This window comes from Nakamurella flava (assembly GCF_005298075.1).
Taxonomy (GTDB): Bacteria; Actinomycetota; Actinomycetes; order Mycobacteriales; family Nakamurellaceae; genus Nakamurella; species Nakamurella flava.
Window position 1 is genome coordinate 16157 of the sequence record NZ_SZZH01000004.1, and the last position, 26187, is coordinate 42343.

Below are 26187 nucleotides of genomic sequence, written 5' to 3' on the forward strand. Positions count from 1 at the left end.
CCCGCACCCGCGAAAGAGGCCGGCTCAGAACAGGTTCGTCAGCTCCTTGTGCAACCCCGGACCGGCGAACAGGTAGCCGGGGGCCGCCCCCGCGGGCGATACGCGTGAATCGACTCCGCCGGCCTCCCGGCAGATGACGGTGGCGGCGGCCACGTCCCACCAATTGACGCCCTCCTCATAGAAGGCGTCGACCTGACCGTCGGCGACCATGCACACGTCGAGCGCGGCGGAGCCGCAACGCCGCAGGTCCCGGATCTGCGGGAGCAGTCGCGCCATGAACGCGCTCTGCTTGATCCGACGCTCGGCCGTGTAGCTGAACCCGGTGGCCAGCAGGGCCCGGGCCGCCGGCACCGGATCGTTGACCCGGATCGGCTTGCCGTCGCGGAACGCCCCGCCGCCGCGGACAGCGCTGTAGGTGCGCCCCGACACCGGGTTGCGCACTACGCCGACCAGCGGGCCGTCGAGGTCCTCGATCGCGACGCTCACGGCCCACTCGTCGATGCCGTAGATGTAGTTGACCGTGCCGTCCAGCGGGTCGATCACCCAGCGCAGGCCGGAGCGGGACTCGCGGTCCGCGCCCTCCTCGCCGAGGATGCCGTCGTCGGGACGCTGGGCGGTGATCATCTCGACCAGCAGCGCCTCGGAGGCGCGGTCGGCGTCGGACACCGGGTCGGTGGCGCTGGACTTGGAGTCCAGGCCCTGGATGAAGCCGTAGCGCTTGATCAGCTCGTCACCGGCCGCGGAGGCCGCGCGCAGGGCCAGGTCGAGCAGAGCGGCCGGGTCGACGGTGCCGGCGGACGCCGCGGCGCCCGGGAAGGGGAGGGAGGTCACGGGGGTCATCCTCCCGCGTCGGGGCGCGCCGCCGAACACCCGGTCACCCGGCTCGGGTGCCGACCGGGTTCACCGGGCCGCCGGCGGGTTACCGTCCGACCATGGCCCCCGATCTCCGCATCTTCACCGAACCCCAGCAGGGCGCGGCGCACGCCGATCTGCTCCGGGTCGCGCAGGCCGCCCACACGCTGGGCTTCACCGGCTTCTTCCGATCCGACCACGTCCTGACGATGGGCGGCGACGGCTTGCCCGGGCCGTCCGAGTCGTTCGTCAGCCTGGGGGCGATCGCGGCCCAGGTGCCGGACATCCGGTTGGGCACCCTGGTCACCTCGGCCACCTTCCGCCATCCCTCGATGCTGGCCATCGCCGCCGCCCAGGTCGACGACATCTCCGGAGGTCGGCTGGAACTCGGGTTGGGCTCCGGCTGGTTCGAGGCCGAGCACACCGCCTACGGGCTGCCGTTCGGGTCCTCCTTCGGTGAACGGTTCGACCGGCTCACCGAGCAGCTGGAGATCATCACCGGCCTGTGGGGCACGCCCGTGGGCGAGACCTTCGACCACGACGGCCCGACGTGGACGTTGCGGGGCGCGCCCGGCCTGCCCAAGCCGATCCAACGGTCCCGGGCCGACGTCCCGCACATCCCGATCATCATCGGCGGGCGCGGCCCGAAGCGGACCCCGGCGCTGGCCGCGCGGTTCGCCGACGAGTTCAACCTCGGTTTCCCCGACGAGGTCGAGGCCGGGGTGGCCCAGTTCGGGCGGGTGCGGGCCGCCTGCGAGGCGGCCGGCCGATCCCCCGACGACCTGGTGTATTCGCTGGCCCACGTGCTCTGCGTCGGGGCGGACGACGCCGAGTACCGGCGGCGGGCCGAGGCCATCGGTCGGGACGCCGACGACCTGCGGGCGGCGAGCCCGCTGGCCGGCACCGTCGACGAGGTCGTCGACGGCTTCGGCACCTGGACGACGGCCGGGGCGCAGCGGTTCTACCTGCAGGTCCTGGACCTGCACGACGTCGATCATCTCGATCTGGTTGCGCGCGAAGTCCGTCCCCGGCTCGACGGCGCCGGTCAGGCACCATCGACGTCGTGACCGGAACCGGAGCGGCCGCGAGCCCCAGCGGGCCCGTCGCTGCCCTGACGGCCCTCCGCGAGGAGCTCCGCCGCCCGTTCCCCGGGCTGGTCACCGCCCACCGGGACGCGGCCCGCCGGACCGCGGACGAGCTGGCCGACCAGATCGACGACTACCTGCTGCCCCGGCTGGCCGACCTGGACGCCCCGCTCCTCGCGGTGGTGGGCGGCTCCACCGGGGCGGGCAAGTCGACGCTGGTGAACAGCCTGATCGGGGCGCCGGTGACCGTCCCGGGCGTCCTGCGCCCGACCACCCGCTCCCCCGTCATCGTCTGCCATCCGGGCGATCGGGCGGCGTTCGCCGGTGACCGGGTGCTGCCGGGTCTGGCCCGCACGACGGGCGGCCCGGCGACCGCCGCCGGCAGTGGCCTGCACCTGGTGACGACCGACACCCTGCCGCCCGGGCTGGCCGTACTGGACGCCCCGGACGTCGACTCCGTGGTGCAGTCCAACCGCGATCTGGCCGGGCAACTGCTCGCCGCCGCCGACCTGTGGATCTTCGTCACGACCGCCGCCCGGTACGCCGACGCCGTCCCGTGGGACGTGCTCCGCACCGCCCGCGACCGGGGGACGGCGCTGGCCGTCGTCCTCGACCGGGTGCCGCCGGAGGCCGCCGACGCCGTGGCCCCCGACCTGGCCGGGCTGCTGGACCGGGCGGGCCTGGCCGGGACCCCGCTCTTCGTGGTGGCCGAGCACCCGCTCGGCCCGGACGGCATGCTCGCCGCCGCGCAGGTCGGACCGCTCCGGTCCTGGCTCTACGGCCTGGCCGCCGACGCCGAGCAGCGGGCGGCCGTCGTCCGGCAGACCCTGGACGGCGCGCTCGCCAGCCTCACCGGGCGGATGGAGCTGGTCGCCGCCGGCGTCGAGGAACAGATCGGGGCGGCCGCCGCGCTGCGGGACGCGGCCACCGACGCCTACCGGGCCGCGGAGGACCGGGTGGATCGCGGGGTGCGGGACGGCTCGCTGCTGCGCGGCGAGGTGCTCGCCCGGTGGCAGGAGTTCGTGGGCACCGGGGAGTGGATGCGGGGCCTGCAGTCCGGGATCGGCCGGTTGCGGGATCGCATCGGGGCGGCGTTCGGCGCCGGACGGGCCCCGGCGGTCGAGTTGGACGGCGCGGTGGAATCCGGGGTGGTCGCCCTGCTGCACGCGGCCGCGGACGGTGCCGCCGAACGCACGGTGACGGCCTGGCGGGCGCTGCCCGGTGGTTCCGCTCTGCTGGACAGCCCCCCGGAGGCGGACCGTGAGCTGTCGCGGGCCGGCCACGACCTGCCGGAGGCGGCCGCCCGTTCGGTGCGCGACTGGCAGGGCGCCGTCCTGGACCTGGTGCGCGCCGAGGGCGCCGGCAAGCGCAACCGGGCCCGGATGCTGTCCTGGGGCGTCAACGGGGCCGGTGGGGCGGCCATGGTGTCGATCTTCGCGGCCACCGCCGGACTGTCCGGGGCCGAACTGGCCGTCGCCGGCGGCACCACGGTGGCCGGGCAACGGGTACTGGAGGCCGCACTGGGTGATGCCGCTGTGCGGTCCCTGGCCGACCGGGCCCGTCGCGACCTGCTCACCCGTTCCTCGGGACTGCTGTCCGCCGACCAGGACCGCTTCCTCGAACGGCTCCGCACCGTCGCCCCGGACCCGGACGCCGCGCGTCGCCTGCGGGACGCGGCCGCCGCGGTGGACCGCACCCGGCGGGGTCGACGATGACCGACCAGTCGGCGGTGGAGCCGACCCGTCGGCGACGCTGGTTCGGCCGCGGTGAGGACGGGGAGCTGCCCCTGTCGGAGCGGCTGTCCGCGCTGCGGGCCGCCGTCGAGGTGGCGGACGGGCGGCTGGAGCTGCTGGCGGTGGGCGACGCGCGGGTCCTGCTGGGCAAGGCCGGAGCCCGGCGCGCGTTCGGCGACGGCACCGTCGTGGCCCTGGCCGGGGCGACGGGCAGTGGGAAGTCGACGCTGTTCAACGCGCTGTCCGAGGCGGAGGTAAGCAGCCCCGGGGTGACCCGGCCGACCACCGGGGTGGCCCACGCGACCGTCGTCGGGCCGGATCCGCAGGACGACCTGCTCGACTGGCTGCAGGTGCCGCGACGGCACCGCCGGCCGGACGCCGCCCCCGCCGGGCTGGTGCTGCTGGACCTGCCCGACCACGACAGTATCCGCGTCGAGCACCGCCTCGAGGTGGACCGGCTGGTCGAGCTGGTCGACGTGCTGATCTGGGTGCTGGACCCGGAGAAGTACGCCGACGCCGCCGTGCACGACCGCTACCTGCGGCCGCTGGCCGGGCACGCCGGCTCCCTGCTCGTCGTCCTCAACCAGGCCGACCGGCTGACCCCCGAAGCACTGGCCGCCTGCCGGGCGGATCTGCGACGACTGCTGGACGCCGAAGGGCTGGCGGCGGCGCCCCTGCTCACGGTGTCGGCGCGGACCGGAGCGGGCCTGCCGGAACTGCGCGACCGGCTGGCCGGGACGGTCGCCCACCGACGGGCGGCCGACGAGCGGCTCACCGCCGACATCCGCCGGGTCGGTGGGGCCCTCCTCGCGCACACCGCCGAGGCCGACCCGCCCGCCGGCAGGTCCGGGTCCCGTGGTGGGGCGATCGACGAGACCACCGTGGCCGATGCCCTGGCCGGCGCCGCCGGGGTCCCCACCGTGGTGCAGGCGGTCGAACGCTCCGCCCGCCGGGCCGGCACGGCCACGACCGGCTGGCCCCCGGTGCGGTGGTTGCGCAGGGCCCGACCCGACCCGCTGGAGGCGGTCCACCTGGCGTCCCACCAGTCGGGGCGGACCTCCCTGCCGCCGGCCACCGAGCGGACGGTGGCCGCTCTCGACCTGGCCGTCCGGGACGCCCGGGACACGGTGGCGGACGGGCTGCCGACCGTGTGGCGGGACGAACTGCGCCGGGCCTCCATGACCGCGACGGTCGGATTGGCCGACCGCCTCGACCGGGCCGTCGGGGAGGCCGTGCGCGACGGCGGCGACGACCCGGCCGCGCCGGCGGCCTGGCAGCGCGCCGTGGGCGCCGTCCAATGGGTGCTGCTCGTCGTGGCGCTGGCCGGCACGCTCTGGCTGCTCGGTCTGATGGTGCTCGGCTGGTTGCAGCTGGACGACATCGTGCCGCTGCCCCGGGTCGCCGGGCTGCCACTGCCCACCCTGCTGCTGGCCGGCGGTCTGCTGGCCGGGTTGCTGCTGGCCGCCGTCTGCCGGCCGTTGGTGGCCCGGACGGCCCGCCGCCGGGCGGCCCGTGTCCAGCAGCGGCTGACCAGCGCGGTGGCAGCGGTGGCGGTGGCGGAGATCGGCGCCCCGTTGGCGGCCGTCCGTGCGGACCACGACCGCTTCCGGGCCGCCGCCCAGCGCGCGGCCCGCTGACCGCTCTCAGGCGGCGACAACCGGTCCGTCCGCGCCCAAGGGCGGGGCGACCGCGGCCCGGCGGGACGCGCGGAGGACCAGCACCGTCCCGACGACGGCCACGACCCAGGCCAGGAGTTGCAGGTTGGTCAGCGCGTTCCAGGGCGAGCCCTTGGTGCCCATGCCTTCCCCGGCGATGAGACCGAAGTCGAAGAAGGCGTGCACCAGCACCGGCAGCAGCAGGCCACCGCTGACCCGGCGCATCACGTAGAACGCGGTCCCGGCCAGGAAGGTGGCCGCCAGCTGGAACGCGGTGGTGCCGAGCGACTGGCCGAAGAACGCGTTGACGGCGTGCAACAGCGAGAACAGCAGGGTGGCGCCCAACCAGGCCCCCACCTCGCCCACGCTGCCGCGGAACCCGACGAGGAGCAGGCCCCGGCACAGCAGTTCCTCGGCGACACCGACGCCCAGGCACCCCAGGGCTAGGGCCACCCAGTACCCGGGCGGGACCCGGCCGAGATCGACGCTGAGCAACGGGCCGACGGCGGTGAGCACGTAGAGCACCGGCAACACCAGCAGCCAGCGCGGGCCGGTGGCCCGCTCACGGAGCACCGGCCGCCACCATCCGAGGACCGAGGTGACGACGACGAGCAGCGCGACGAGGACGCCCATGGTGAGCGTCATCCCGAGGGCGACGGTCCGCGTGGTTCCGGCGAACGCGGTGTAGTCCATGCCGATCGCCGTCCACAGCGCGACGACGACGACCAGGTACAGGGCGAAGACGGCGACGGCCGGTCGCCAGGACGGTCGGATGCGCACGTGTTCTCCCCGTTGCCGGGCGGGGCCATCGATGCGCGGCCCCGCCTCCCGCACCGACTGTGAACCCCAGGGCCGGGTGATATACCGCGGGTCGCCGGGCGGCCACCCGAAAGTGCCGCCCGGCTGGCGAGCGAGACCGGCCGGACCCGGACGGCGGGTGCGGTTTTGACAGAGTGGGCACATGGACGACCGCACGATCCCCACCCTGGGCACCCTCGGCACCTCCGCTGCCGCGGACCGACCCGACCTGCTCGCTCCGCCCGTGACCGCCGCCCTGACCGCTCTACGGTCGGCCGATCCGCGGTTCGCGGCGATCGGGGTGGGGGCCATCGACCCGGCGCTGGCCGACACCGCCGCCTTCTGCGCGGCCTACGACGTGCCGGCGGCGGCGTCGGCGAACTGCGTGGTGGTGGCGGGCAAGCGCGGCGGCGACGTGCGCTGGGCGGCGGCGGTGATCCTGGCGACCACCCGGGCCGACGTGAACGGGACGGTCCGCCGGCTGCTGGACGTCCGCAAGGTGTCGTTCGCGCCGATGGACGACGCCGTGGGCCGCACCGGGATGGAGTACGGCGGCATCACCCCGATCGGTCTGCCGGGCGACTGGCCGGTCTTCGTCGACAACGCCGTGATCGCGGCCGGACCGGTGGTGATCGGCTCGGGGATCCGCGGCTCGAAGATCGTGGTCGACGGGGCGACACTGGCCGGACTGCCGACCGCGCAGGTGATCGACGGCCTCGCCGCCCTGGTCTGATTCCGACGCGACGGTCGGGCGCCGGCCGGTCCGGCTGGGACGATGGTCGTCATGAGTGTGAGCACCACCCTGCCGGACCCCGTCCTGTCGCCGGGCCCGACCACCCAGCCCGCGCCACACCGTCCCCTCACGGTGGGGCCGTACGAAGTGTGGCCGCCGGTGGTGCTGGCCCCGATGGCCGGCATCACCAACGCCTCGTTCCGCAAGCTGTGCCGCGAGTTCGGGGCCGGGCTTTACGTCTGCGAGATGATCACCACCCGCGCCCTGGTTGCCCGGGACCGCAAGACGTTCGAGATGATCCGGTTCGACGAGGCCGAACATCCCCGCTCGCTGCAGCTGTACGGGGTGGACCCGACGGTGGTGGGTGACGCCGTCCGCATGATCGTCGACGAGAACCTCGCCGACCACATCGATCTCAACTTCGGTTGCCCGGTACCCAAGGTGACCCGCAAGGGCGGTGGCTCGGCGCTGCCGTACAAGCGCAAGCTGTTCGAGGCGATCGTGCGGTCCGCCGTCAACGCGGCGCAGCCGGCCGGCATCCCGGTGACGGTGAAGATGCGGGTGGGTATCGACCCGGAGCACATCACCTTCCTGGACGCCGGGCGGATCGCGGAGGACAGCGGCGTCGCCGCGGTCGCCCTGCACGCCCGCACCGCCATCCAGCACTACTCGGGCACGGCCGACTGGGACCGGATCGGCGAGCTGAAGCAGGCCGTCACCAGCGTGCCGGTGCTCGGCAACGGCGACATCTTCGCCGCGCAGGACGCTCTCGACATGATGGCGGCCACCGGTTGCGACGGGGTCGTCGTGGGCCGGGGCTGCCAGGGCCGGCCGTGGCTGTTCGCGGAGCTGGCGGCGGCCTTCGACGGGCTCCCGGCCCCGACGCCGCCCACCCTCGGGGAGGCGGCCGCGATCCTGCGCCGGCACGCCGTGCTGCTGATGGCGGAGATGGGCGCCGACCGTGGCCTGCGCGACCTCCGCAAGCACATTGCTTGGTACCTCAAGGGTTTCGCCGTCGGCTCGGACATCCGTCGGGAGCTCGGCATGGTCGCCACCCTGGATCAGCTGGACGGGCTGCTCGCCCGGCTGGACGCTGACCAGCCGTTCCCGGACGCCGCCGAGGGCCCCCGGGGTCGGCAGGGCTCTCCGCAGCGCACCGTGCACCTGCCCTACGGCTGGTTGGACGACCCGGACGCCGACGTGGTGCCGGACCAGGAGGCCGAGTCCGACACGAGCGGCGGATGACGACGGTCGAGCGAGGCACGAGCGAGACCGAGTCGACCCAGGAGCGCGGATGACGACGGTCGAGCGAGGCACGAGCGAGACCGAGTCGACCCAGGGGCGCGGATGACGACGGCTGACGTCCGGTGCGGTTCCCGCGGGTAGCGCTGATCGGCGTCGTCCTGGCGACGGCGGCCTGCTCGGCGGCCGCTGACGCCGACTCCGCCGATCCCACCCCGCCCGCCGTGCGCACGCTGCTGGACGGCCTGAGCGCGACGGCCGACTCGGTCGCCGACCAGCAGGCCGCGCTGGCGGCGGCGGTGGATCCGGTCGGCGGCCTGTCGGGGTGTGCCGCGGCGACCAGCACGATCCGCTTCGAGCCGGTGTGGGCGGCCGTCCACCCGGTCCCGCAGTGGCGTCCGTCGTCCGGTGCGCCTCCGGCCGGTGAGGTCTACGAGGTTCCGTCGGTGCTGCGCATCGTCCGGGACGGGCGGATCGCGGGGACGGACCTCGCCACCTTGCATGTCGGGGTGCAGGACGGGGTCGCGCGGCTGGTGCCGTTCTGCATCCAATGATCGCTGGCGGACGAGCACAGATGGACCCACGGACGAGTGGGGCGACCCGGCCGCTCGACCCGGCCGAATGGCTCACGAAACGCCCATATCGGAGCGATCGCTCGTTCGGGCGGGTGACCGGTCGCGCGCCCGCGCCGTGACGTGCACGTTCCGTACCATGACGGGGATCGGTCGCGCACGGCAGGCAACCCGGTCGGTGTTCTGGCAGTCCCTACACCTGTGACCCCGCGTCCCGCGCGGGTGTCACACCGGCCGCCGCCCTGAGCTGCCGACCCGACCGGCCGATGGCCGTCATCCGCCACACTGGAGGTGCGCGTGACCAGCGAGCCCGGCTCGGACGGCCCCCGTCACGGACGGTCCGGCCCCCCGGTTCGTCGCGCCCGCAACCGCCGCGGCCTGATCGCCGGCCGCGTCGTCATCGGCTTGGTCGCCGTCCTCGTGCTCACCGCCACCGGGTGGGAGTGGTCGATCAAGGCCCGGGCCGACCAGGGCATCGCGGATCGCAGCGTGCAGGCCGTCACGACCGACGACTCGAATCTGGCCACGCCGACGGTGACCAGCACGACCGTCTACGCGCCGGAGAACATCCTGCTGCTCGGCTCTGACACCCGGTCGGGCGCCAACAACGAGCCCGGGGTCAGTGACGGCAGCACCGACGGGGTGGCCAACTCCGACACCCTGATGCTCGCCCACATCAGCGGCGACCGGCAGCACGTGACCGTGCTGTCCATCCCCCGGGACACCTGGGTGAAGGCTCCGCAGTGCAACAGCTGGAACTCCGACACCGGGAAGATCTCGGACCAGCCGTACCAGATCAAGTCGGGCGAGGAATGGCACGTCAACTGGGCCTACTCGGTCGGCGGACCGCAGTGCACCGTCAAGGCCGTCCAGGGCCTGACCGGCTTGAAGATCAACCGCGTGATCGGCATCGATTTCGCCGGCTTCAAGAACATGGTCGACGCCCTGGGCGGGATCACCGTCAACGTGTGCAGCCCCATCGTCGACTCGGTGCTGGGCACCGTCGTCCCGACCGCCGGCGTGCAGACCGTCGTCGGTGACCAGGCGCTGAGCCTGGTCCGGGCCCGTGAGGTCATCGGCGACAAGGACTCCGACCTGGCCCGCATCCGCCGGCAGCAGGTCGTGCTGTCCGCCCTGCTGCAGCAGGTCACCAGCGCCGGGACGCTGCTGAACCCGACGAAGCTGGATGCGTTCCTGCAGGCGTTCGTGCAGAACACCTTCACCGACAACGTGACGATCGACGACCTCGTGACCCTGGCCCAGTCGTTCGGCGATCTGTCCCCCAGCAAGGTCACCTTCTACACGCTGCCGACGGTGCCGAGCCAGAGCGACCCGGACGCGTTGGACGTCGACGAGACCAAGGCCCCGGCCGTCTTCCAGGCCCTGCTCAACGACCAGCCGCTGCCCGGTGAGCCGGCGGCGACCAGCGCCGCTCCGACGCCGACCGTCCCGTCACCGGACCCGTCGGCCGCGACCGCGTCGTCCAGCCCGGCGCCCGTCACCTCCGGCCCGGTCACCGCGACGGCCGTCGACCCGTCCGGTGTCGACCTGCGCATCGTCAACTCGACGGGCCGACCGGGCACCGCGTCGACCGTGGCCGACGAGCTCTCGGCCTACGGTTTCTCCATCCCCGAGGACAACCTGGTGGCCACCGAGCAGGTCGCCGATTTCGCCGCCGTCGTCGAGTACCCGACGGGCGGCACCGATCCGGCCGCCGACCTGGCGACCGCGGCCACCGTCGCCGCGGCCGTCCCCGGGGCGGTGCTGGTCCCGGTGGCCGGCACGGCCGGGGTTCGTCTGGTGCTGGGTCAGGAGTTCGACGGCACCGTGCGATCGGTGTCGGCCGGCTCCGATATCACCGGCACCGTCGACCCGTCGCTGACGGCACCCCCGGTCGACGACACCGGCGCGGCCTCGGCCAGTCAGTCCCCGGTCAGCTCGCTGAACTCGACCGACCTGCAGTCGGTGAACGCCGGCCAGGCCCTGTGCGCCTGACCCCTGCTCCGACCGTCGCCCGGGCGGACGACGGGCACCACTCGTCCGAGTGGAGACGGGTGCGGCCCGACACCCAGGCGGCCTGTACCGGCCCGTCCGGGCGACGTCGTCGCTCACGATCCGGCGGCTGTTCACAACGCGTTCACCATGATCGCGATGCGATATGCAGGCCGAGCCGTAAGCTGGGCAAATGAGGCAGGCTTACCAGGTTCGGCTCGCTGATCTGGGCGATCACGGCTATTTGATGTGCCAGCTGACGAGCACCGCGCTGCGCGACGCGACCAAGGCACTGCTCAATGCCGACCTGGCGCTGGCCGAACAGGTCATCGCCTCCGACGTCCGGCTCGACAGCATGCGGGCCAACGCCGAGCAGGTCGCCTTCGAGTTACTCGCGCTCGAAGCCCCGGTCGCCACCGACCTGCGCGCCGTGGTGTCCGCGATGTGGATCGTCGCCGACCTGCAGCGCATGGGCGCGCTGGCCATCCACGTGGCCAAGGCCGCCCGCCGTCGGCACCCCGCGCACGTCATCCCGGTCGGGGTCCGGCCGATCATCGAGCGGATGGGCCGGGTCGGCGTCCACCTGGCCGACCAGGCCGGTCTGGTCCTGCGGGAGCGCAACCTCGAGCTGGCCCGTCGCCTCGAGGTCGAGGACGACCTGATGGATGACCTGCAGCGCGAGCTGTTCACCCTGATGCTGGCCCCGGAGTGGGACAACGGGGTCGGTCCGGCCGTCGACATCGCCCTGCTCAGCCGCTTCTACGAACGGTTCGCCGATCACGCGGTCGCGGTCGCCCGTCGGGTCGTCTTCCTGGTGACCGGCGAGAACGTCGGCGGCGACACCACCCCGGCCGAGGGGAACTACGCCCCCGAGTCCTGACCGCGCCCGGTCAGTTCTGCCGCAGCAACCGCCGGATGACGAAGTCGGCGTCCCGGCTCACCCCCCGCAGGGTGGCCGACGCAACGGTCCGCTGCAGTTCCAGACCCACGTAGCCCAGGCCCGGCACGGTCGTCGAGACGCCGTGCCGCTGCTGCGGCTGACCGTCGGCGGTCAGTGCCCCGGTGTCGGCGAGATAGCCGACGTCGGGGTGGTATCCGGTGGCCAGCACGATGACGTCGACCCGCTCGGTGCTGCCGTCCTGCCACAGCACCCGGTCGCCGCGCGCGCCCGTCCCCACCCGCAGCGGCAGCGGCCGCCGGTCCAGGCGGTCGGGGCGGAACGCGGCCCGCCAACGCCCGTCGTCCAGGACCGGGGTCGTCCGCCCGGCCAGCAGCGGCCCGATGGGGGCCCGGTCCAGACCCGTCCGGTCGAGCCACCAGTGCATGTCCCGACCGAGGGGTCGTTGTCGGGCCCAGCGGATGGGGCGGCGGCTGGCCAGGGTGACCCGGGCGTCCCGGCTCAGTTCGGCGCCGATCTGGACGGCGCTGTTGGCCGCGCCGATGATGACGACCCGTGCGCCGCGCAGGTCGGCCGGCCCCCGGTAGTCCGCCGTGTGCACGACCCGGCCGGTGAACCCGTCCAGGCCGGTCCTCTCCGGGTGCCGGGGACGGCCGTACCGGCCGGTGGCGCTGACGATGCGGTGGGCGCGGATCTCCCCCGCCGCCCCGCCGACGACGAACCCGCGGCCCGATCCGGCCCGCCGCACCCAGTCGACCGGCCAGTCGGTGCGGACGTCGGCCGTCAGACCGGCCGCGACCCCGTCGAGGTAGGCGACGATCTCGTCGCGGTGCGGGTAGCGGTCCGGATCACCGGTCATCGGCCGGTCGGCGAGCCCGGCGTACCGGGCCGGCGAGAACAGGGTCAGGCTGTCCCAGTAGTGCCGCCAGGCGCCCCCCAGAGCGGTGCTGCGTTCCAGGACGATCGGACGGATCCCGTGGGCCGTGGCGGCGAGGGCGGCGGCCAGGCCGGACTGCCCGCCGCCGATGACCACCAGATCGGCCACGGCCGATCTCACGCGTGGGTCCCGGACTCGTGACTGCTGTGCCGGACGGGTTCGAGTTGGAACGTCGAGTGTTCGACGGAGATCGCGAAATGCTCGGCCACGCACTGCTGGAGCTGGTCCAGCATCTCCGGCACGTGGCCGTCGTGGAAGCAGGAGTCGTCGACGACGACGTGCGCGCTGAGGACGGGCAGCCCGGTGGCGATCTGCGAGGCGTGCAGGTCGTGGACGGCGTGGACGTGGGGCAGTTCCAGCAGGTGCCGCCGGACGTCGTCGAGGTCGAGGTCCCGCGGGGTGCTCTCCAGAAGCACCGACACGGTCTCCCGCAGCAGGATGATCGTGCGCGGCAGGATGAGGGCGGCCAGCAGGATCGAGACCACCGGATCGGCCCGTTCCCACCCGGTGGTGGCGATGACGCCGGCGGCCACGAGGACGGCGACCGATCCGAGCGCGTCGTTGACGACCTCCAGGAACGCCGCGCGCATGTTCATGTTCGCCGACCGGTCGGAGGCGAGCACGGCGATCGACGCGATGTTGCCGAGCAGGCCCACGACACCGAAGACGAGCATGATGCCGGCCCCCACCGGCGGCGGGTCGAAGAGCCGCTGGACGGCCTCGACCATCACGAAGACGCCGACGGCCAGGAGCACGGACGCCTGCAGGCAGGCGGCCAGCACCTCGGCGCGCAGATAACCCCAGGTGCGGCGGTCGGTGGCCGGCCGGCGGGCCAGCGAGGCGGCGATCAGGGCGATGAGCAGGCCGGCGGCGTCGGTCACCATGTGCCCGGCGTCGGCCAGCAGCGCGAGACTGCCCGACCACACCGCACCGATGACCTCGACGACCAGGATGAGCGAGGTGATGGTGAACGCGATCGCCAGCCGACCCCGATGGTCGGCACCCGGTCCCGGGCCGTGCGAGTGCCCGTGGGTGTGTCCAGCCCCCATGGCGCAGACGCTACCTTTCCCTGACGGCGGCAGGGCCGCACATGACGGCGTCGTCCCGCCGGGTCACCGGCGGCGGCGCGGCCCACGGGCCCGGACGGAGAGCGGTGACGTGGACTCGACGGACGACCGACCCGCACTGCTGTCGCTGCCGCCGATCCGTGCACTGCTGGTCCTCAGCCTGCTCGGGTTCACCGGGTTCTTCCTGACCTTGTCGTCGTTGCCGCTGTACGCGGTGTCGGTCGGCGTCCCCGAGGCCCTGGCCGGTCTGCCGGCCACCGTGCTGCTGACCGCCACGGTGCTGACCCAGCTCGGCGTCCCCCGCTTGATCACCGCCGTGGGTCGACCGGCGACGCTGGCCATCGGCCTGCTCGCCCTCGGGGCGCCCGCCCCGCTGCTGCTGGTGCACGACGAATTGTGGTGGCTGCTCACCGACTCGGCGGTGCGCGGAATCGGTTTCGGCATCCTCACCGTCCTCAGCCCGCTGCTGGCGACCGCCGCGGTCCCGGCGAACCGGCACGGCGCGGCCATCGGTCTCTACGGTCTGGCCGTGGCGGTCCCGAACCTGGTGGCCATCCCGCTGTCGGTCGCGTTGACCGGCGCGGGCCGCTTCGACGTGGTCGCCTGGTGCGCGTTGGCCCCCGTGCTGGCGCTGCCCCTGGTCGGCCGGTTCCCCGATCCCGGCCCGACGACGGACGACGGGGCCGCGAAGGACCGGGCGGTCCCCGGCACCGACCGGTTCCCCCGGGGGCGCCTGGCCGCCGTCCTCGTCCTGCTGCTGACCGTCACCCTGGCCGGCGGCGGGATGCTGGCGATCCTGCCGGTCCAGGTCGATCCGGGGTTGGCGAGCGCGGCGCTGGTGGTCATGGGCCTGGTCGCCGCCTTGACGCGCTGGGGGGCCGGGGTGCTGTCGGATCGACGGTCCATGGCCCCGTTGCTGCTCCTGGGCTCGGTCTGCGGAGCGGCGGGGCTGGCCGTGGTGGCCGGCGGCGTCCACAGCGGGACGGCGACGGCCGCCCTGGTGCTGGTGGGCGCGGCGATCTTCGGCGTCAGCTACGGCGCGGTCCAGAACCTCACCCTGCTGGGTGCGTTCCGGCTGGCCGGCCGGTCACGGGAGACCACCGCGAGCGCGGCGTGGAACGCCACCTACGACGCGGGCACGGCGATCGGCGCGCTGCTGGTCGGAGCGACCGCCGCGTCGTTCGGGCTGGCGGCGGCCCTGCTGGCCTGCGGGGTGCTGGTGGCCGCGGTCACCGCACCGGCCGTGCTGGTGCTCCGGCGGGCGGACGACACCTGACGGTCAGTCGGACGCCGACTGGTAGACGACGTTGCCGACGAAGAGGGTGAAACCGAACCGGCGGTAGAGCGCGAGCGCGCGGTCGTTGTCGGCCTCGGTGTAGAGCATGACCGTCGTCAGCCCCCGGCCGGCCAGGTGGTCCAGGCCGGCCGCCGTCAACGGGCCACCCACCCCGCGCACCCCGGCCGCGGGATCGGCGGCCAGCACGTAGATCTCGCCGATCGGGCCGACCGGACCGGACCGGGGGGTCGGATCGACGGGGTGCACCTTCGTCCAGTGGAACCCGACGATCCGCTCGGTGCCGTCGGCATCCGGGGCCACCGCGACGAACAGCCCGGCCGGGTCGAACCAGTCCTGGGCGATCTGTTCGTCCAGATCGGCGCGGGTCATCGCGCCCTGCTCCGGGTGCCAGGCGAACGCCCGGGCGTTCACACCGACGATCTGGTCCTCGTCGCCGGGTTGGAACGACCGGATGGACACCCCGGCCGGCAGCTCCGGGACCGGGCCCGGTCCGACTGCCCCGTCGCCGGCGCGGCGAAGCTGTACGAGCCCCCGCCCACGGACCAGACCGAGTCGGGCGGCCACCGACGCCGCCGCCGGCAGATCGCCGTAGGCCCAGACCCCGGGCTGACGGTCGAGCGCGGCCCGTACCAGCCGGGTGCCCAGTCCGCGTCCGCGGGCGGACGGGGCGACGACCACTTCGGCCGGGCCCCCGCCGAGGGCGACGGCCAGTCCGTCCAGGCCGGACCCGGTGGCGGACGGGATCACGCAGACCTCGGCCCGGCCGGCCGCGATGGCCTCGAGGACGTGGCCGGAGACGGCGGCGACCCCGTCCTGGGCGATGGCCGCGGTCACGACGGCCTGCACCGCGTCCGGGTCGTCGGCCGGATCGGACGGACGCCAGGTCGCGGCCACTCCGCTCACGCGGGCGTCCCGGACGCCGTCTCGTCACGCACCATGGAGCGGTTCGGCGGCACCATCTTGTAACCCACGTTCCGGACGGTACCGATCAGCGACTCGTGTTCGGCACCGAGCTTGGCGCGCAGCCGCCGCACGTGGACGTCGACCGTGCGGGTACCGCCGAAGAAGTCGTACCCCCACACCTCGGTGACCAGCTGCTCGCGGGTGAACACCCGACCCGGGTGCTGGGCGAGGAACTTCAGCAGCTCGAACTCCTTGTAGGTCAGTTCGAGCGGCCGCCCCCGCAGGCGGGCCGTGTAGGTGTCCTCCTCGATGGTCAGGTCGCCAAGGGTGATCATCCCGGAGTTGGACACGGCGGTGGTGCGGGCGGACAACAACCGCAACCGGGCGTGCACCTCGGCCGGACCAGCGCTGGCCAGCACGACGTCGGCGACCCCCCACTCGGGGCCGATCGCCACCATGCCGCCCTCGCTGACGATGGCCAGGATGGAGACGGCGAGCCCGTCGGACCCCAGCAGCCGGCAGAGCGTCCGCGCGGCAGCGAGGTCATGACGGGCGTCCAGCAGCAACAGGTCGTACGGACCCGAGGTGACCAGGGACGCTGCCTCCGGGGGCGCGGACCGCATCCGGACGGGCAGCAGGTCGACCGCGGGCAGCACCGACGCCGGGGAAGGGTCGGTGGTGAGCAGTAGGAGCTCCATGGTCCTCCCTCAGCCGTCGCCACCAGCGGACTCACTGTAGTCCGCCGGTCCTGCGGCTCACATGATCGGAACCGGCCTGTGCGATCGGGTCGTGCCGCCGACGATCCGGGTTCCCACCCGGACGATCACCACCACCCGCGGCTCGTGCGGGTGGGACGGTCACCGTGTCGGCAGCGGTGACTGACTGACACGGTTTATCAAGGTCGTGTGACGGCGGTGTAACCGGACGCGGCTTCCGGCCCACCGATGGGGCCGATGTCACAGTCCGCGGCGGCCGGATCGGCCCCGCGGGGTCGTCGGTGTTCCCAACGGATGACGCCGGCGGTCGTCATCGGTGTCACCCGGCCGGGGTACACCGGACCAGGACGTCCGCGCGGCGCGGACGCGCTGCAACACTGACGGGGTGCGGAAGCTGCTGATCGTGCTCGTCGTGCTGGTCGTCCTGCTGGTGGCCACCGACTTCGGCTTGCGTGCGTACTCCGAGTACCGGGCCGCGCAGTCGATCGACCAGCAGGCGAATGGTCAGGTCGACGCCGACGTCTCCATCGACGGCTTCCCCTTCCTCTGGCAGGCCGTCCGCGGCGAGTACCCGCAGGTGGTGGTCACCGCGACGACCACCCGGCAGGGTGCGGTGGCCGGCGCCCACGCCGAAGCGGACCTGCAGGACGTGACCCTGCCGTTGTCCGACGCCCTCGGCGGCAGCGTGGACAACCTCACCGCCCAGTCGTCGACGCTCAAGGCCTACCTGCCCTTGGCCGGCCTGCCGGCGGCGATCGGTGGCGACGCCGGTCGCAACGTCACCTTCAGCCCCGGGGCGAACGGCGGGGTGCAGGTGTCCACGACGGTGACCGTCCTCGGCCAGCAGATCCCGCTGTCGGGTACGGCGACGGTGAGCATCAGCAACGACACCCTGCGGATCGCGGTGTCCGACCTGCAGGCGGCCGGGGTGGCCCTGTCCGCCAGCAGCAGCCAGGCCGCGGACGCCAGCGCCGACCAGCTCGAACAGGCCCTGACCACCACCGTCCCGTTGAACTGGCTGCCGTTCACCGTCACCAGCGGCACCGTCACGGTGCAGGGCAGCGACCTGGTGGTGAGCGTCGGGACGGGGGCGTTCACCCTGTCGCAGCTGCGGTGGGCGGGCCGCTGACCGATCACCCGGGCGGGGAGCACCGGGTCCCGGCTCGCGGTGCCGAACCTCGGCACCCACCTGTTACCGTTGTGCTATGGGTCTGCTCCTGACGAGCCGTCGTGCCGTCGACCTCGCGCGCGTCAGCAGCGCGCTCTGTTGCGCCTGAGCGCGCCCCCCTCCGGATCCACCCCCGGGTGTCGATCCCCGCGGTGAGCTTCCCGACCTGTCCGCCCGGCGGACGGTCGCCCTCCCCGCCCCCACTGCGCGTACCGCGGCCCGTCCGGATCCGCCACCCCGCCCCGTCCGGGCGCGGGGCGCGAACCCGGGGTCACCAGCGAAGTCCCACGCTCCACCATCCCGAGAGATCCACCGAAACCCTCGACCATCCGAGGGTCCACCCCGCAAGGAGTTGTACATGAGCCGCGAGGACGCCCTCGTCTCCGTCGACTGGGCCGAGGAGAACCTGAACACGCCCGGTGTCGTCTTCGTCGAGGTGGACGAGGACACCACCGCCTACGACGCCGGTCACCTGCCCGGGGCCGTCCGGATCAACTGGAAGACCGAGCTGCAGGATCCGGTGCGCCGAGACTTCGTCGACAAGGCGGGCTTCGAGAAGCTGCTGTCGGCCAAGGGCATCTCCAACGACGACACCGTCGTGCTCTACGGCGGCAACAACAACTGGTTCGCGGCCTACGCCTACTGGTACTTCAAGCTGTACGGCCACCAGGCCGTCAAGCTCGTCGACGGCGGCCGCAAGAAGTGGGAGCTGGACGGTCGTCCGCTCACCACCGATGTCCCCGACCGGGTGGAGACCAGCTACACCGCCGGTGAGCTGGACAGCTCGATCCGTGCGCTGCGCGACGAAGTCGTGGCGGCCATCGGGACCCAGAACCTGGTCGACGTCCGGTCCCCCGACGAGTTCTCCGGCAAGCTGTTCGCCCCGGCCCACCTTCCGCAGGAGGCCGCCCAGCGCGCCGGCCACATCCCGACCGCGGTCAACGTGCCGTGGTCGAAGGCGGCCAACGAGGACGGCACCTTCAAGTCCGACGCCGAGCTGACCGAGCTGTACGCCGGGGTGGACGACAGCAAGGACACCATCGCCTACTGCCGGATCGGCGAGCGTTCCAGCCACACCTGGTTCGTACTGGTCGAGATCCTCGGCAAGAAGAACGTCAAGAACTACGACGGCTCGTGGACCGAGTACGGCTCGCTGGTCGGCGTCCCGGTCGAGACCGGCTCCTGAGAATCCCGTAGAGAGAAGGACCTGCCATGACTGCTGGTTGCGGAGCCCCCGCCCAGACCATCGACCTGCCGGCCGGCGTCGATCCCGGCACCCAGGCGGTGCTCCAGGGCCGCGTGGTCGACAGTGCCACCGCTGCCCCGGTGGGCGGCGCGTTCGTGCGCCTGCTCGACGGCACCGGCGAGTTCACCGCCGAGGTCGTGACCTCTCCCGAGGGCGTGTACCGCTTCTTCGCCGCCCCGGGCTCGTGGACCGTCCGGGCGCTGTCCCGCTTCGGCAACGGGTCGACCGAGGTCGCCGTCACCGAGCTCGGTGTCACCGAGGCGGAGATCTCCGTCTCGCGCTGACCTGCCCCGTCCCGGACGCCGGGTCCGCTCCCCACTCGTGGGGGCGGGCCCGGCGTTCGTGCGTCCGCGGCGATTCCCTGTGTCGAACCGGTGAATCCCACCGAAGGTCACAACGGGACGGCGGCTCGGCGTCGGCCGTCCGCCGCTAGGGTGGTGGGGTGCTGGAGATCTTCTACACCGGGCTGCTCGTGGTCGTCGCCCTGGTCATCACCTGGTTCGCCGTCTACGTCATCTACCGGTTGCTGCACGAGGACCGGTGAGCGCGGCGGAGCCGGGCGGCGTCCAGCGCGGTAGCGGCGACGCCGCGGTCGCGGCTGCCCAGTCCCGGGCGGAATCGACCCGCGGTGTGAACCTGCAGGACGTGCCGCCGCTGCCGATCCCCGAGGACACGGCGAACCTGCGACTCGGCCCGGTGCTCGACGACGCCTGCCTGGCCCTGCTGCCGCTGGTCGGGGTGTGGCGTGGGACCGGGCTGTTCGGCAACGAACCGGGCGCGCAGTCCCCCGACTTCGGGCAGCAGATCACCATCTCCCACGACGGCCGCGACTTCCTGCGCCACGAGTCGGTGCTGTGGTTGCTTGACGACGACGGCGAGGTCACCGGCCCAGGGGCTCGCGAAGTCGGCTTCTGGCGTCCCCAGCCCGACGGGTCGCTCGAGCTGCTGATCGCGCACGCCGAGGGACGTATCGAGGTCTTCTACGGTCAGGCCCGGTCGGCCACGGCGTGGGCGATGTCCACGGACGGCACCTGGCGGACCCCCACCGCCGCCCCCGTCATCGGGGCCACTCGGCTGTACGGCATCACCCCCGACGGCCGGCTGGCCTACGTCGAGGAGCGCGCCCACAAGGACGCGGCCCTGGCGCCCCATGCGTCGGCGGCTTTGGAGCGCATCGCCGGCTGACGGAATCTTCTCGGGCGCGACCCGGTTGCTGGAAATGGGTACCTACCCACCGACAGACCGTCGCGTACGTGAAAGGACCTGTGCACCAGTGGCTCAGCCGAACACCGTTCCCACCCTGACCCTGAACAACGGCGTCGAGATCCCGCAGCTGGGATTCGGCGTCTTCCAGATCGACCCGGCCGACACGTCCGCGGCCGTGCAGCAGGCGCTGTCCGTCGGGTACCGGCACATCGACACCGCGCAGATGTACGGCAACGAGGCGGAGGTCGCCGAGGGCATCGCCGAGTCCGGCGTCGACCCGAGCACGATCTTCGTGACCAGCAAGATCAACAACAACTCGCACGGGTACGACGCCACCCGCCGCTCGTTCGCCGAGACGCTGGACAAGCTGCGGACCGAGCAGATCGACCTGATCCTCATCCACTGGCCGCTGCCGACCGTGGGCGACTTCCTGGGCACCTGGCGCGCCCTGGAGCAGGAGTACGCCGACGGGCGGGCCCGAGCCATCGGCGTGTCCAACTTCCAGCCCGGTCACCTGCAGAAGCTCTTCGAGGAGTCGACCGTCGTCCCCGCGGTCAACCAGATCGAGGTGCACCCGTACTTCGCCCAGACCGGGCTGCGGGAGTTCGACGCCCAGCACGGCATCGCCACCGAGGGCTGGTCCCCCATCGCCCAGGGCGACGTGCTGGACGACCCGGTCGTCGGCGCGATCGCCAAGCGCATCGGCAAGAGCCCGGCCCAGGTCGTGCTGCGCTGGCACATCCAGAACGGCGTGATCGTCTTCCCCAAGGCCAGCAGCGCCGAGCGGATGACCGAGAACTTCGAGCTGTTCGACTTCAGCCTGGAGCCCGCGGACATGGCCGAGATCAACGCGCTGGACCGGGACGGCCGGCGTGGCCCGAACCCGGACACGTTCGACTACGTCCCCGACTGATCTTCCGACGTCGTCATCGCGGCCGGCCCCTGCGGGGGTCGGCCGCAGTCGTCTCTGATCCCACCTCTGCGTCATCAGTACTTCACGTAAAGTCAGCACGTTCGGGGACGGGGGTCGTATGGCGTTCGATGCACGGTCGCGGGCGGTGGCCAGCGAACCGTCGGGGCAGATCGCCGACGAACGCCGGAGCGACCCAGGTCGTCGCGCCCGGGTGCTGTCCTGGATGACGCTCGGCGGTGTCGTCCTCGGGGTGGTCGCGGCCCTGGACCCGACGACGGTCCGACCCGGATGGCTGTTCGCCTTCGCCGGCGTCATCGTCGCCAGCGGGCTCGTCGCCGTCGCCAGCCGGCTCTGGGGGGCGCGGTGGAGCGACCCCCAGACGTTCGGCGTGGTGCTGCTGCTCGACGTCCTGGTGATGGTCTCCATCGCCGCCAACCAGGACCGCACGGGCGCACTGCTCAACGTGGTGATGCTGTTGCCGCCGACCCTGTTCACGGCCGTCTTTCTCGCCCGGCCCCTGGTCCGGGGTCAGGAGGCGGTGGTGGCCGTCGCCTGCGGCGCCGTGATGGGCCTGGTCGCCGACAGTCCGGTGCAGTGGCTGTCGCTCACCGGCCTCCCGGTGCTGTCGTTCGTCGCCGCCGCCGAGACCGTGCTGGTCTTGCGCGGCGATCTTTCCGAGGTGCTCCGCTCGCTGGCCCGGTTGTCGGTGACGGATCCGCTGACCGGCGTGCTCAACCGGCGTGGGTTGTCGCCCGAGGTGTTCGACCGGGCCACCCGCACCGCCCGCTACCGTTCCGTCGTGCTGCTCGACATCGATCACTTCAAGGTCATCAACGACCTGTTCGGCCACCAGGCCGGGGACCGGGCTCTGGAGGCGATCGGTCGCGGGCTGCTCCAGGAGACCCGTCAGGACGATCTGGTGGTCCGCCTCGGGGGCGAGGAGTTCGCTGTGGTGACCGCGGCCGACGCCGACGAGACGCGGATCCTGGCCGAACGACTCCGCGAACGGGCCGTCGAATGGATCGCGCCGTGGTCGGGGACGGTCAGCATCGGTACGGCCACCGAGACCGTGCGGACGCCCGGCACGGCCGCACCGCACGACAGTCTGCAGGTGCTGTTGGACCGGGCCGACCGGTGCCTCTACCAGGCCAAACGAGCCGGCCGGAACCGGGTGGTCGCCGATCGGGGCGATGGGTAGCGGGCGTCAGAGCGGCAGGGGCCGGTCGATCACGACGCTCTTCATGACCAGCGTGGAACTCAGCTTCTGTACCCCGGGCAGCGTGATCAGGTCGTCGTCGTAGATCGCCTGGAACGCCCGCAGGTCGTGGGCGACGACCCGGAGCAGGTAGTCGGGGTCGCCGAACAGCCGTTGCGCCTGCAGCACGCTGGGCACCTGCGCGACCGCGGCCTCGAAGGCGTCGAGGACGTCGCGGACCGACGTGGCCATGGTGACGAACACCAACGCCTCGAACCCCAGCCCGACCGCCGCCGGGTCCAGGTGGGCCCGGTACGCGCTGATCACTCCCGACCGTTCCAGGGCGCGCAGTCGCCGATGACACGGTGACATGCTCAGCCGCACCCGCTCGGCCAGTTCGGTCAGGGTCAGACGTCCGTCCTGCTGCAACTCGGCAAGGATCTTCCTGTCCATGGCGTCCACGGTGCGTGATCCTTCCACTTCGAGCCTCGCTCAGGGTGAAAGTTGGAAGCACATTTGCGGCTGATGTGCCTAGCGTTCCCACCGTGAGCTCCGCGCCGGGTCGGAGCAGTGGAAAGGGAGGTCGTCCATGCCGGTCGGCGCGGTCGCTGCGTTCTGGGGTGTCTCGGTACTGCTCGTCCTGACCCCCGGGGCGGACTGGGCGTACACCATCAACGCCGGGCTCCGGCATCGATCCGTGTTCCCGGCGATCGCCGGCCTGCTGACCGGCTACGTCCTGATCACCGGCCTGGTCGCGGCCGGGATCGCGACGCTGCTCGCCGGGGCTCCCCGGGTGTCGGCCGCGTTGACCGTCGCGGGGGCCGCCTATCTGGTGTGGCTGGGCGTCACCACCCTGGCCCGGCCGACTGGCCCCGTGGACGCTCCGGGCAGCGGAACGTCGTCCGGTTCCCGTCAGCTGCTCAAAGGGGTCGGGATCAGCGGGCTCAACCCCAAGGCCCTCCTGCTGTTCCTGGCGCTGCTCCCCCAGTTCACGGTGTCGACCTCGGCCTGGCCGATCGCCGCGCAGATCGCGCTGCTCGGTCTTGTCCACACCGCAACCTGCGGCGTCGTCTACACCTGCGTCGGCACCGGCGCCAGGCTGGTGCTCCGCACCCGCCCGGCCGCGGCCACCGTGGTGACCGTCGTCTCCGGGCTGGCCATGACCGCCATCGGTGTCGTGCTGCTGGTCGAACAGTTCCTGCGCTGAGACCGCGGTCGACCCGAAACCCGGGGCTGAACCGGACGGAGTGGGGCGTGTCTCGCCGAGACAGCGAGACACGCCCCAGGGTCCGGGTCAGCCGGACAGCGCCGCCGACACCACCTCGCGCGCCTCGGCCTGCACCTGGGCCAGGTGCTCCGGCCCGCGGAACGACTCGGCGTAGATCTTGTACACGTCCTCGGTGCCGGACGGGCGGGCGGCGAACCAGGCGCTCTCGGTGGTGACCTTGAGTCCACCGATGGCCGCCCCGTTGCCGGGTGCCGCGACCAGCCGGTCGGTGATCTTCTCGCCGGCCAGGGTGTCGGCCTTGACGTCCTCCGGGGCCAGCTTGGCCAGCTTGGCCTTCTCGGCCTTGGAGGCCGGGGCGTCGACCCGGGCGTAGGCCGGATTGCCGAACTCGGCGGTCAGTTCGGCGTACCGCTCGCTGGGGGACTTGCCCGACACGGCCTGGATCTCCGAAGCCAGCAGGGCCAGCAGGATGCCGTCCTTGTCGGTGGTCCAGACGGTGCCGCGCTTGCGGAGGAACGAGGCGCCGGCCGACTCCTCGCCGCCGAAACCGATGGAACCGTCGATGAGCCCGGGCACGAACCATTTGAAACCGACCGGCACCTCGACCAGCCGGCGGCCCAGCTTGCCGACCACCCGGTCGATCATGGACGAGGACACCAGCGTCTTGCCCACGCCCATGTCCGCGCCCCACTCGGGACGGTTGCGATACAGGTAGTCGATCGCGACGGCCAGGTAGTGATTGGGGTTCATCAGCCCGGCGTCCGGGGTAACGATGCCGTGGCGGTCGGCGTCGGCGTCGTTACCGGTGGCGATCTGGTACCGGGAATCGGACGCAGCACCGTTTGCTTGAACCCGCTGGACCACGGAGGCCATGACGTTCGGCGACGAACAGTCCATCCGGATCTTGCCGTCCCAGTCCAGGGTCATGAACCCCCACTGCGGGTCGACCTTGTCGTTCAGGACGGTCAGGTCAAGGTGCAGCCGCTCGGCGATGGCCGCCCAGTAGCCGACCGAGGCCCCGCCCAGTGGATCGGCCCCGATCTTGACGCCGGCGGAACGGATGGCGTCGATGTCCAGGACGTTCTCCAGGTCCCCGACGTAGCCGGAGGTGAAGTCGTAGTAGCCCGTGGTGTCGGCGTTGAGCGCGGTGCGGTGGTCGACCCGCTTCACCTCGGCCAGTCCCCCGGCGAGGATGTCGTTGGCCCGGGCGGCGATCACCGAGGTGGCGTCCGAGTCGGCCGGGCCGCCGTTCGGCGGGTTGTACTTGAAACCGCCGTCCCGGGGCGGGTTGTGGCTGGGGGTCACGACGATGCCGTCGGCCAGCCGGGAATTGCGCCCGCGGTTGGCCTTGAGGATGGCGTGCGACACGGCCGGGGTCGGGGTGTACCCGTCACCGGAGTCGAGCATGACGGTGACCCCGTTGGCCGCGAGCACCTCCAGCGCGGTGGCGGTGGCCGGTGCGGAGAGGGCATGGGTGTCGGCGCCGAGGAACAGCGGCCCGTCGGTGCCCTGCTCCGCGCGGTACTCGCAGATGGCCTGGGTGATGGCGAGGATGTGGTCCCGGTTGAATGCGGTGTCCAGACTGGAACCGCGGTGACCCGAGGTGCCGAAGACGACACGTTCGTCCGGATTCTCGACGTTCGGGTGGAGGTCTTCGTACGCCGCCAGCAGAGCGTCGACGTCGATGAGGTCGGAAGGCTGGGCGGGCTGTCCTGCGCGCGGATCCATGTGGGTATTCAACCGCGCCCGTGCCGGGTGGGCATCCGGGGGCGAGATGACGGGCCCCGGTCGGGATCAAGCAGTCCGGTCCGGGCGCACCGCGGCCAGCAGCGCCCGCGCGGCCGGACGGCCGCGGGTCACGGTGTCGGCGGCCCACGCCAGCGCCAGTCGGCTGCGGACGACCGGGCGGACGATGGCGAGAGCGCGCCCGTCGGGCCCGACCGTCAGCGACGGATCGGCCGGCACGACGGCCACCCCCAGCCCGGCGCGGGCCAGCTCGATCGCCGCACCGACGGTCCCGACCTCGAAGCCGACCCGCGGGCTCAGCCCCTGCTGACGACATGCGGCATCGAACGCGGTCCGGACCCCGGTTCCGGGAACGAGAGTGACGATCGGACGGTCGGCGGCCTGGGCCAGCGTGACCTGCCGACGGGCCGCCCACGGGTCGGTCGCCGCGACCACGGCGCCGACCGAAGAATCCAGCACCGTGCTGGTCGTGATCCCGGCGGGGGCCCGCCCCCACAGTCCGACCAGGGCGAGATCGACCGCCCCGGCGGTGAGCTGGTCGAGCAGTGCGGCGGATTCGCCCTCCCGCACGGTCAGGTCGACCCCCTGGTGACTGCGGCGGAAACGTCCGAGTACGTCGGCCAGCCGACCGAGCGGCGCCCCCCGCATCGTGCCGACGGTGACGCGGCCGCGGAGCACCCCGGCGAGTTCGCTCATCGCCTCCCGGGCCCGGGTCAGCCGGTCCAGGATGTCGCGGGCGTGCGTCAGCAGTTCCCGACCTGCCTCGGTCGGCTCGGCGCCCCGCGCCGTGCGAGTGAAAAGCCGCTGGCCGACTTCCCTTTCCAGCGTGGCGATCTGGGCGCTGATGGCGGGCTGGGCGACGTGTTCGCGGGCCGCGGCGGCGGTGAAGGTGCCGGTGTCCGCAACGGCGACAAGGTACTGCAGCTGCCGGATCTCCATCACCACAGCTTATGGTTTCAAGTGCGTACATGTCTTGGACTGATGAGCCGATCACCGGCAGCCTGA

The 26187-nt window shown here is 72.7% G+C and carries 26 protein-coding genes; 17 read left to right on the forward strand and 9 right to left on the reverse strand.

Going from position 1 to position 26187, the window contains the following annotated elements; all coding sequences use genetic code 11:
- Positions 1–24: 24 nt before the first annotated feature.
- Positions 25–831 carry an inositol monophosphatase family protein gene (locus FDO65_RS15930; protein ID WP_240757661.1) on the reverse strand — a complete coding sequence of 269 codons (807 nt, stop codon included), beginning with the start codon at positions 829–831 and terminating at the stop codon, positions 25–27.
- A 101-nt stretch (positions 832–932) separates the two neighbouring features.
- On the opposite strand from FDO65_RS15930, the gene FDO65_RS15935 reads away from it, so the two are divergent.
- Genes FDO65_RS15935 through FDO65_RS15945 form a run of 3 tightly spaced genes read left to right on the forward strand, consistent with a single transcriptional unit; the run spans position 933 to position 5307 of the window.
- The gene (locus FDO65_RS15935) at positions 933–1919 is read left to right on the forward strand and encodes an LLM class F420-dependent oxidoreductase (protein WP_137450727.1); all 987 of its coding nucleotides are present in this window, start codon (positions 933–935) and stop codon (positions 1917–1919) included.
- Positions 1916–3652 carry a GTPase domain-containing protein gene (locus FDO65_RS15940; RefSeq protein ID WP_137450728.1) on the forward strand — a complete coding sequence of 579 codons (1737 nt, stop codon included), beginning with the start codon at positions 1916–1918 and terminating at the stop codon, positions 3650–3652. The genes FDO65_RS15935 and FDO65_RS15940 overlap by 4 nt, the downstream gene beginning before the upstream one ends.
- Positions 3649–5307 carry a GTPase gene (locus FDO65_RS15945; RefSeq protein WP_137450729.1) on the forward strand — a complete coding sequence of 553 codons (1659 nt, stop codon included), beginning with the start codon at positions 3649–3651 and terminating at the stop codon, positions 5305–5307. The genes FDO65_RS15940 and FDO65_RS15945 overlap by 4 nt, the downstream gene beginning before the upstream one ends.
- A gap of 6 nt (positions 5308–5313) precedes the next feature.
- On the opposite strand, the gene FDO65_RS15950 is transcribed toward FDO65_RS15945, so the two are convergent.
- Positions 5314–6105, reverse strand: coding sequence for a CPBP family intramembrane glutamic endopeptidase (locus FDO65_RS15950; RefSeq protein ID WP_166442235.1), 792 nt, complete (start codon positions 6103–6105; stop codon positions 5314–5316).
- A 181-nt stretch (positions 6106–6286) separates the two neighbouring features.
- Here FDO65_RS15950 and FDO65_RS15955 point away from each other — a divergent pair, with 181 nt between their 5' ends.
- The 5 genes from FDO65_RS15955 to phoU all read left to right on the forward strand — a co-directional run bounded on the left by FDO65_RS15955 (position 6287) and on the right by phoU (position 11542).
- Positions 6287–6856 carry a YbaK/EbsC family protein gene (locus tag FDO65_RS15955; RefSeq protein WP_137450731.1) on the forward strand — a complete coding sequence of 190 codons (570 nt, stop codon included), beginning with the start codon at positions 6287–6289 and terminating at the stop codon, positions 6854–6856.
- Between the two features lie 51 nt (positions 6857–6907).
- Entirely contained in the window at positions 6908–8101 is a 1194-nt protein-coding gene (dusB, locus tag FDO65_RS15960; protein ID WP_137450732.1) for a tRNA dihydrouridine synthase DusB, read from the forward strand.
- Between the two features lie 122 nt (positions 8102–8223).
- On the forward strand, positions 8224–8652 hold the full coding sequence (locus FDO65_RS15965) for a hypothetical protein (protein ID WP_137450733.1): 429 nt from the start codon (positions 8224–8226) through the stop codon (positions 8650–8652).
- A 315-nt stretch (positions 8653–8967) separates the two neighbouring features.
- Positions 8968–10665: an LCP family protein gene (locus FDO65_RS15970; RefSeq protein ID WP_137450734.1), complete on the forward strand. Its 1698-nt coding sequence runs from the start codon at positions 8968–8970 to the stop codon at positions 10663–10665.
- A 190-nt stretch (positions 10666–10855) separates the two neighbouring features.
- Positions 10856–11542, forward strand: coding sequence for a phosphate signaling complex protein PhoU (gene phoU, locus FDO65_RS15975; protein ID WP_137450735.1), 687 nt, complete (start codon positions 10856–10858; stop codon positions 11540–11542).
- 10 nt (positions 11543–11552) lie between these two features.
- On the opposite strand, the gene FDO65_RS15980 is transcribed toward phoU, so the two are convergent.
- Together FDO65_RS15980 and FDO65_RS15985 are read right to left on the reverse strand one after the other, a co-directional pair.
- The gene (locus FDO65_RS15980; RefSeq protein ID WP_205850097.1) at positions 11553–12617 is read right to left on the reverse strand and encodes a flavin-containing monooxygenase; all 1065 of its coding nucleotides are present in this window, start codon (positions 12615–12617) and stop codon (positions 11553–11555) included.
- Positions 12614–13546, reverse strand: a complete 933-nt coding sequence (locus FDO65_RS15985) for a cation diffusion facilitator family transporter (protein WP_137450736.1) — start codon at positions 13544–13546, stop codon at positions 12614–12616. Before FDO65_RS15985 ends, FDO65_RS15980 begins: the two co-directional genes overlap by 4 nt.
- A gap of 109 nt (positions 13547–13655) precedes the next feature.
- Between FDO65_RS15985 and FDO65_RS15990 the strand changes: the two genes are divergently transcribed.
- Positions 13656–14840: an MFS transporter gene (locus FDO65_RS15990; protein ID WP_205850099.1), complete on the forward strand. Its 1185-nt coding sequence runs from the start codon at positions 13656–13658 to the stop codon at positions 14838–14840.
- Between the two features lie 3 nt (positions 14841–14843).
- Here FDO65_RS15990 and mshD read toward each other — a convergent pair whose 3' ends face one another.
- Both mshD and FDO65_RS23225 read right to left on the reverse strand, forming a co-directional pair.
- Positions 14844–15764 carry a mycothiol synthase gene (mshD, locus tag FDO65_RS15995; RefSeq protein ID WP_205850100.1) on the reverse strand — a complete coding sequence of 307 codons (921 nt, stop codon included), beginning with the start codon at positions 15762–15764 and terminating at the stop codon, positions 14844–14846.
- Positions 15761–16462 (reverse strand): winged helix-turn-helix transcriptional regulator, encoded by a 702-nt coding sequence (locus tag FDO65_RS23225; RefSeq protein ID WP_137450738.1) that lies wholly within the window; start codon positions 16460–16462, stop codon positions 15761–15763. Before FDO65_RS23225 ends, mshD begins: the two co-directional genes overlap by 4 nt.
- A 403-nt stretch (positions 16463–16865) precedes the next feature.
- Between FDO65_RS23225 and FDO65_RS16005 the strand changes: the two genes are divergently transcribed.
- The 7 genes from FDO65_RS16005 to FDO65_RS16030 all read left to right on the forward strand — a co-directional run bounded on the left by FDO65_RS16005 (position 16866) and on the right by FDO65_RS16030 (position 22211).
- Positions 16866–17609, forward strand: a complete 744-nt coding sequence (locus FDO65_RS16005) for an LmeA family phospholipid-binding protein (protein ID WP_166442236.1) — start codon at positions 16866–16868, stop codon at positions 17607–17609.
- Between the two features lie 76 nt (positions 17610–17685).
- Positions 17686–17757 (forward strand): putative leader peptide, encoded by a 72-nt coding sequence (locus tag FDO65_RS23345; protein ID WP_420847548.1) that lies wholly within the window; start codon positions 17686–17688, stop codon positions 17755–17757.
- Positions 17758–18006: 249 nt separating this feature from the next.
- Positions 18007–18834 carry a sulfurtransferase gene (locus FDO65_RS16010; protein WP_137450740.1) on the forward strand — a complete coding sequence of 276 codons (828 nt, stop codon included), beginning with the start codon at positions 18007–18009 and terminating at the stop codon, positions 18832–18834.
- A gap of 26 nt (positions 18835–18860) precedes the next feature.
- Positions 18861–19178, forward strand: a complete 318-nt coding sequence (locus FDO65_RS16015) for a DUF1416 domain-containing protein (RefSeq protein WP_137450741.1) — start codon at positions 18861–18863, stop codon at positions 19176–19178.
- 256 nt (positions 19179–19434) lie between these two features.
- On the forward strand, positions 19435–20079 hold the full coding sequence (locus tag FDO65_RS16020) for a heme-binding beta-barrel domain-containing protein (protein ID WP_137450742.1): 645 nt from the start codon (positions 19435–19437) through the stop codon (positions 20077–20079).
- A gap of 88 nt (positions 20080–20167) precedes the next feature.
- Positions 20168–21013 (forward strand): aldo/keto reductase, encoded by an 846-nt coding sequence (locus FDO65_RS16025; protein WP_240757662.1) that lies wholly within the window; start codon positions 20168–20170, stop codon positions 21011–21013.
- Between the two features lie 145 nt (positions 21014–21158).
- Positions 21159–22211, forward strand: a complete 1053-nt coding sequence (locus FDO65_RS16030; protein ID WP_166442237.1) for a GGDEF domain-containing protein — start codon at positions 21159–21161, stop codon at positions 22209–22211.
- A 6-nt stretch (positions 22212–22217) separates the two neighbouring features.
- Here FDO65_RS16030 and FDO65_RS16035 read toward each other — a convergent pair whose 3' ends face one another.
- A complete protein-coding gene (locus FDO65_RS16035) occupies positions 22218–22670 on the reverse strand; it encodes an Lrp/AsnC family transcriptional regulator (protein ID WP_137450745.1) in 453 nt (150 codons plus the stop codon).
- A 127-nt stretch (positions 22671–22797) separates the two neighbouring features.
- Here FDO65_RS16035 and FDO65_RS16040 point away from each other — a divergent pair, with 127 nt between their 5' ends.
- Positions 22798–23415, forward strand: coding sequence for a LysE family translocator (locus tag FDO65_RS16040; protein ID WP_137450746.1), 618 nt, complete (start codon positions 22798–22800; stop codon positions 23413–23415).
- An 87-nt stretch (positions 23416–23502) separates the two neighbouring features.
- On the opposite strand, the gene pgm is transcribed toward FDO65_RS16040, so the two are convergent.
- Together pgm and FDO65_RS16050 are read right to left on the reverse strand one after the other, a co-directional pair.
- On the reverse strand, positions 23503–25164 hold the full coding sequence (gene pgm, locus FDO65_RS16045; protein WP_137450747.1) for a phosphoglucomutase (alpha-D-glucose-1,6-bisphosphate-dependent): 1662 nt from the start codon (positions 25162–25164) through the stop codon (positions 23503–23505).
- 66 nt (positions 25165–25230) lie between these two features.
- Positions 25231–26121, reverse strand: coding sequence for a LysR family transcriptional regulator (locus FDO65_RS16050; RefSeq protein ID WP_137450748.1), 891 nt, complete (start codon positions 26119–26121; stop codon positions 25231–25233).
- Positions 26122–26187: the final 66 nt, after the last annotated feature.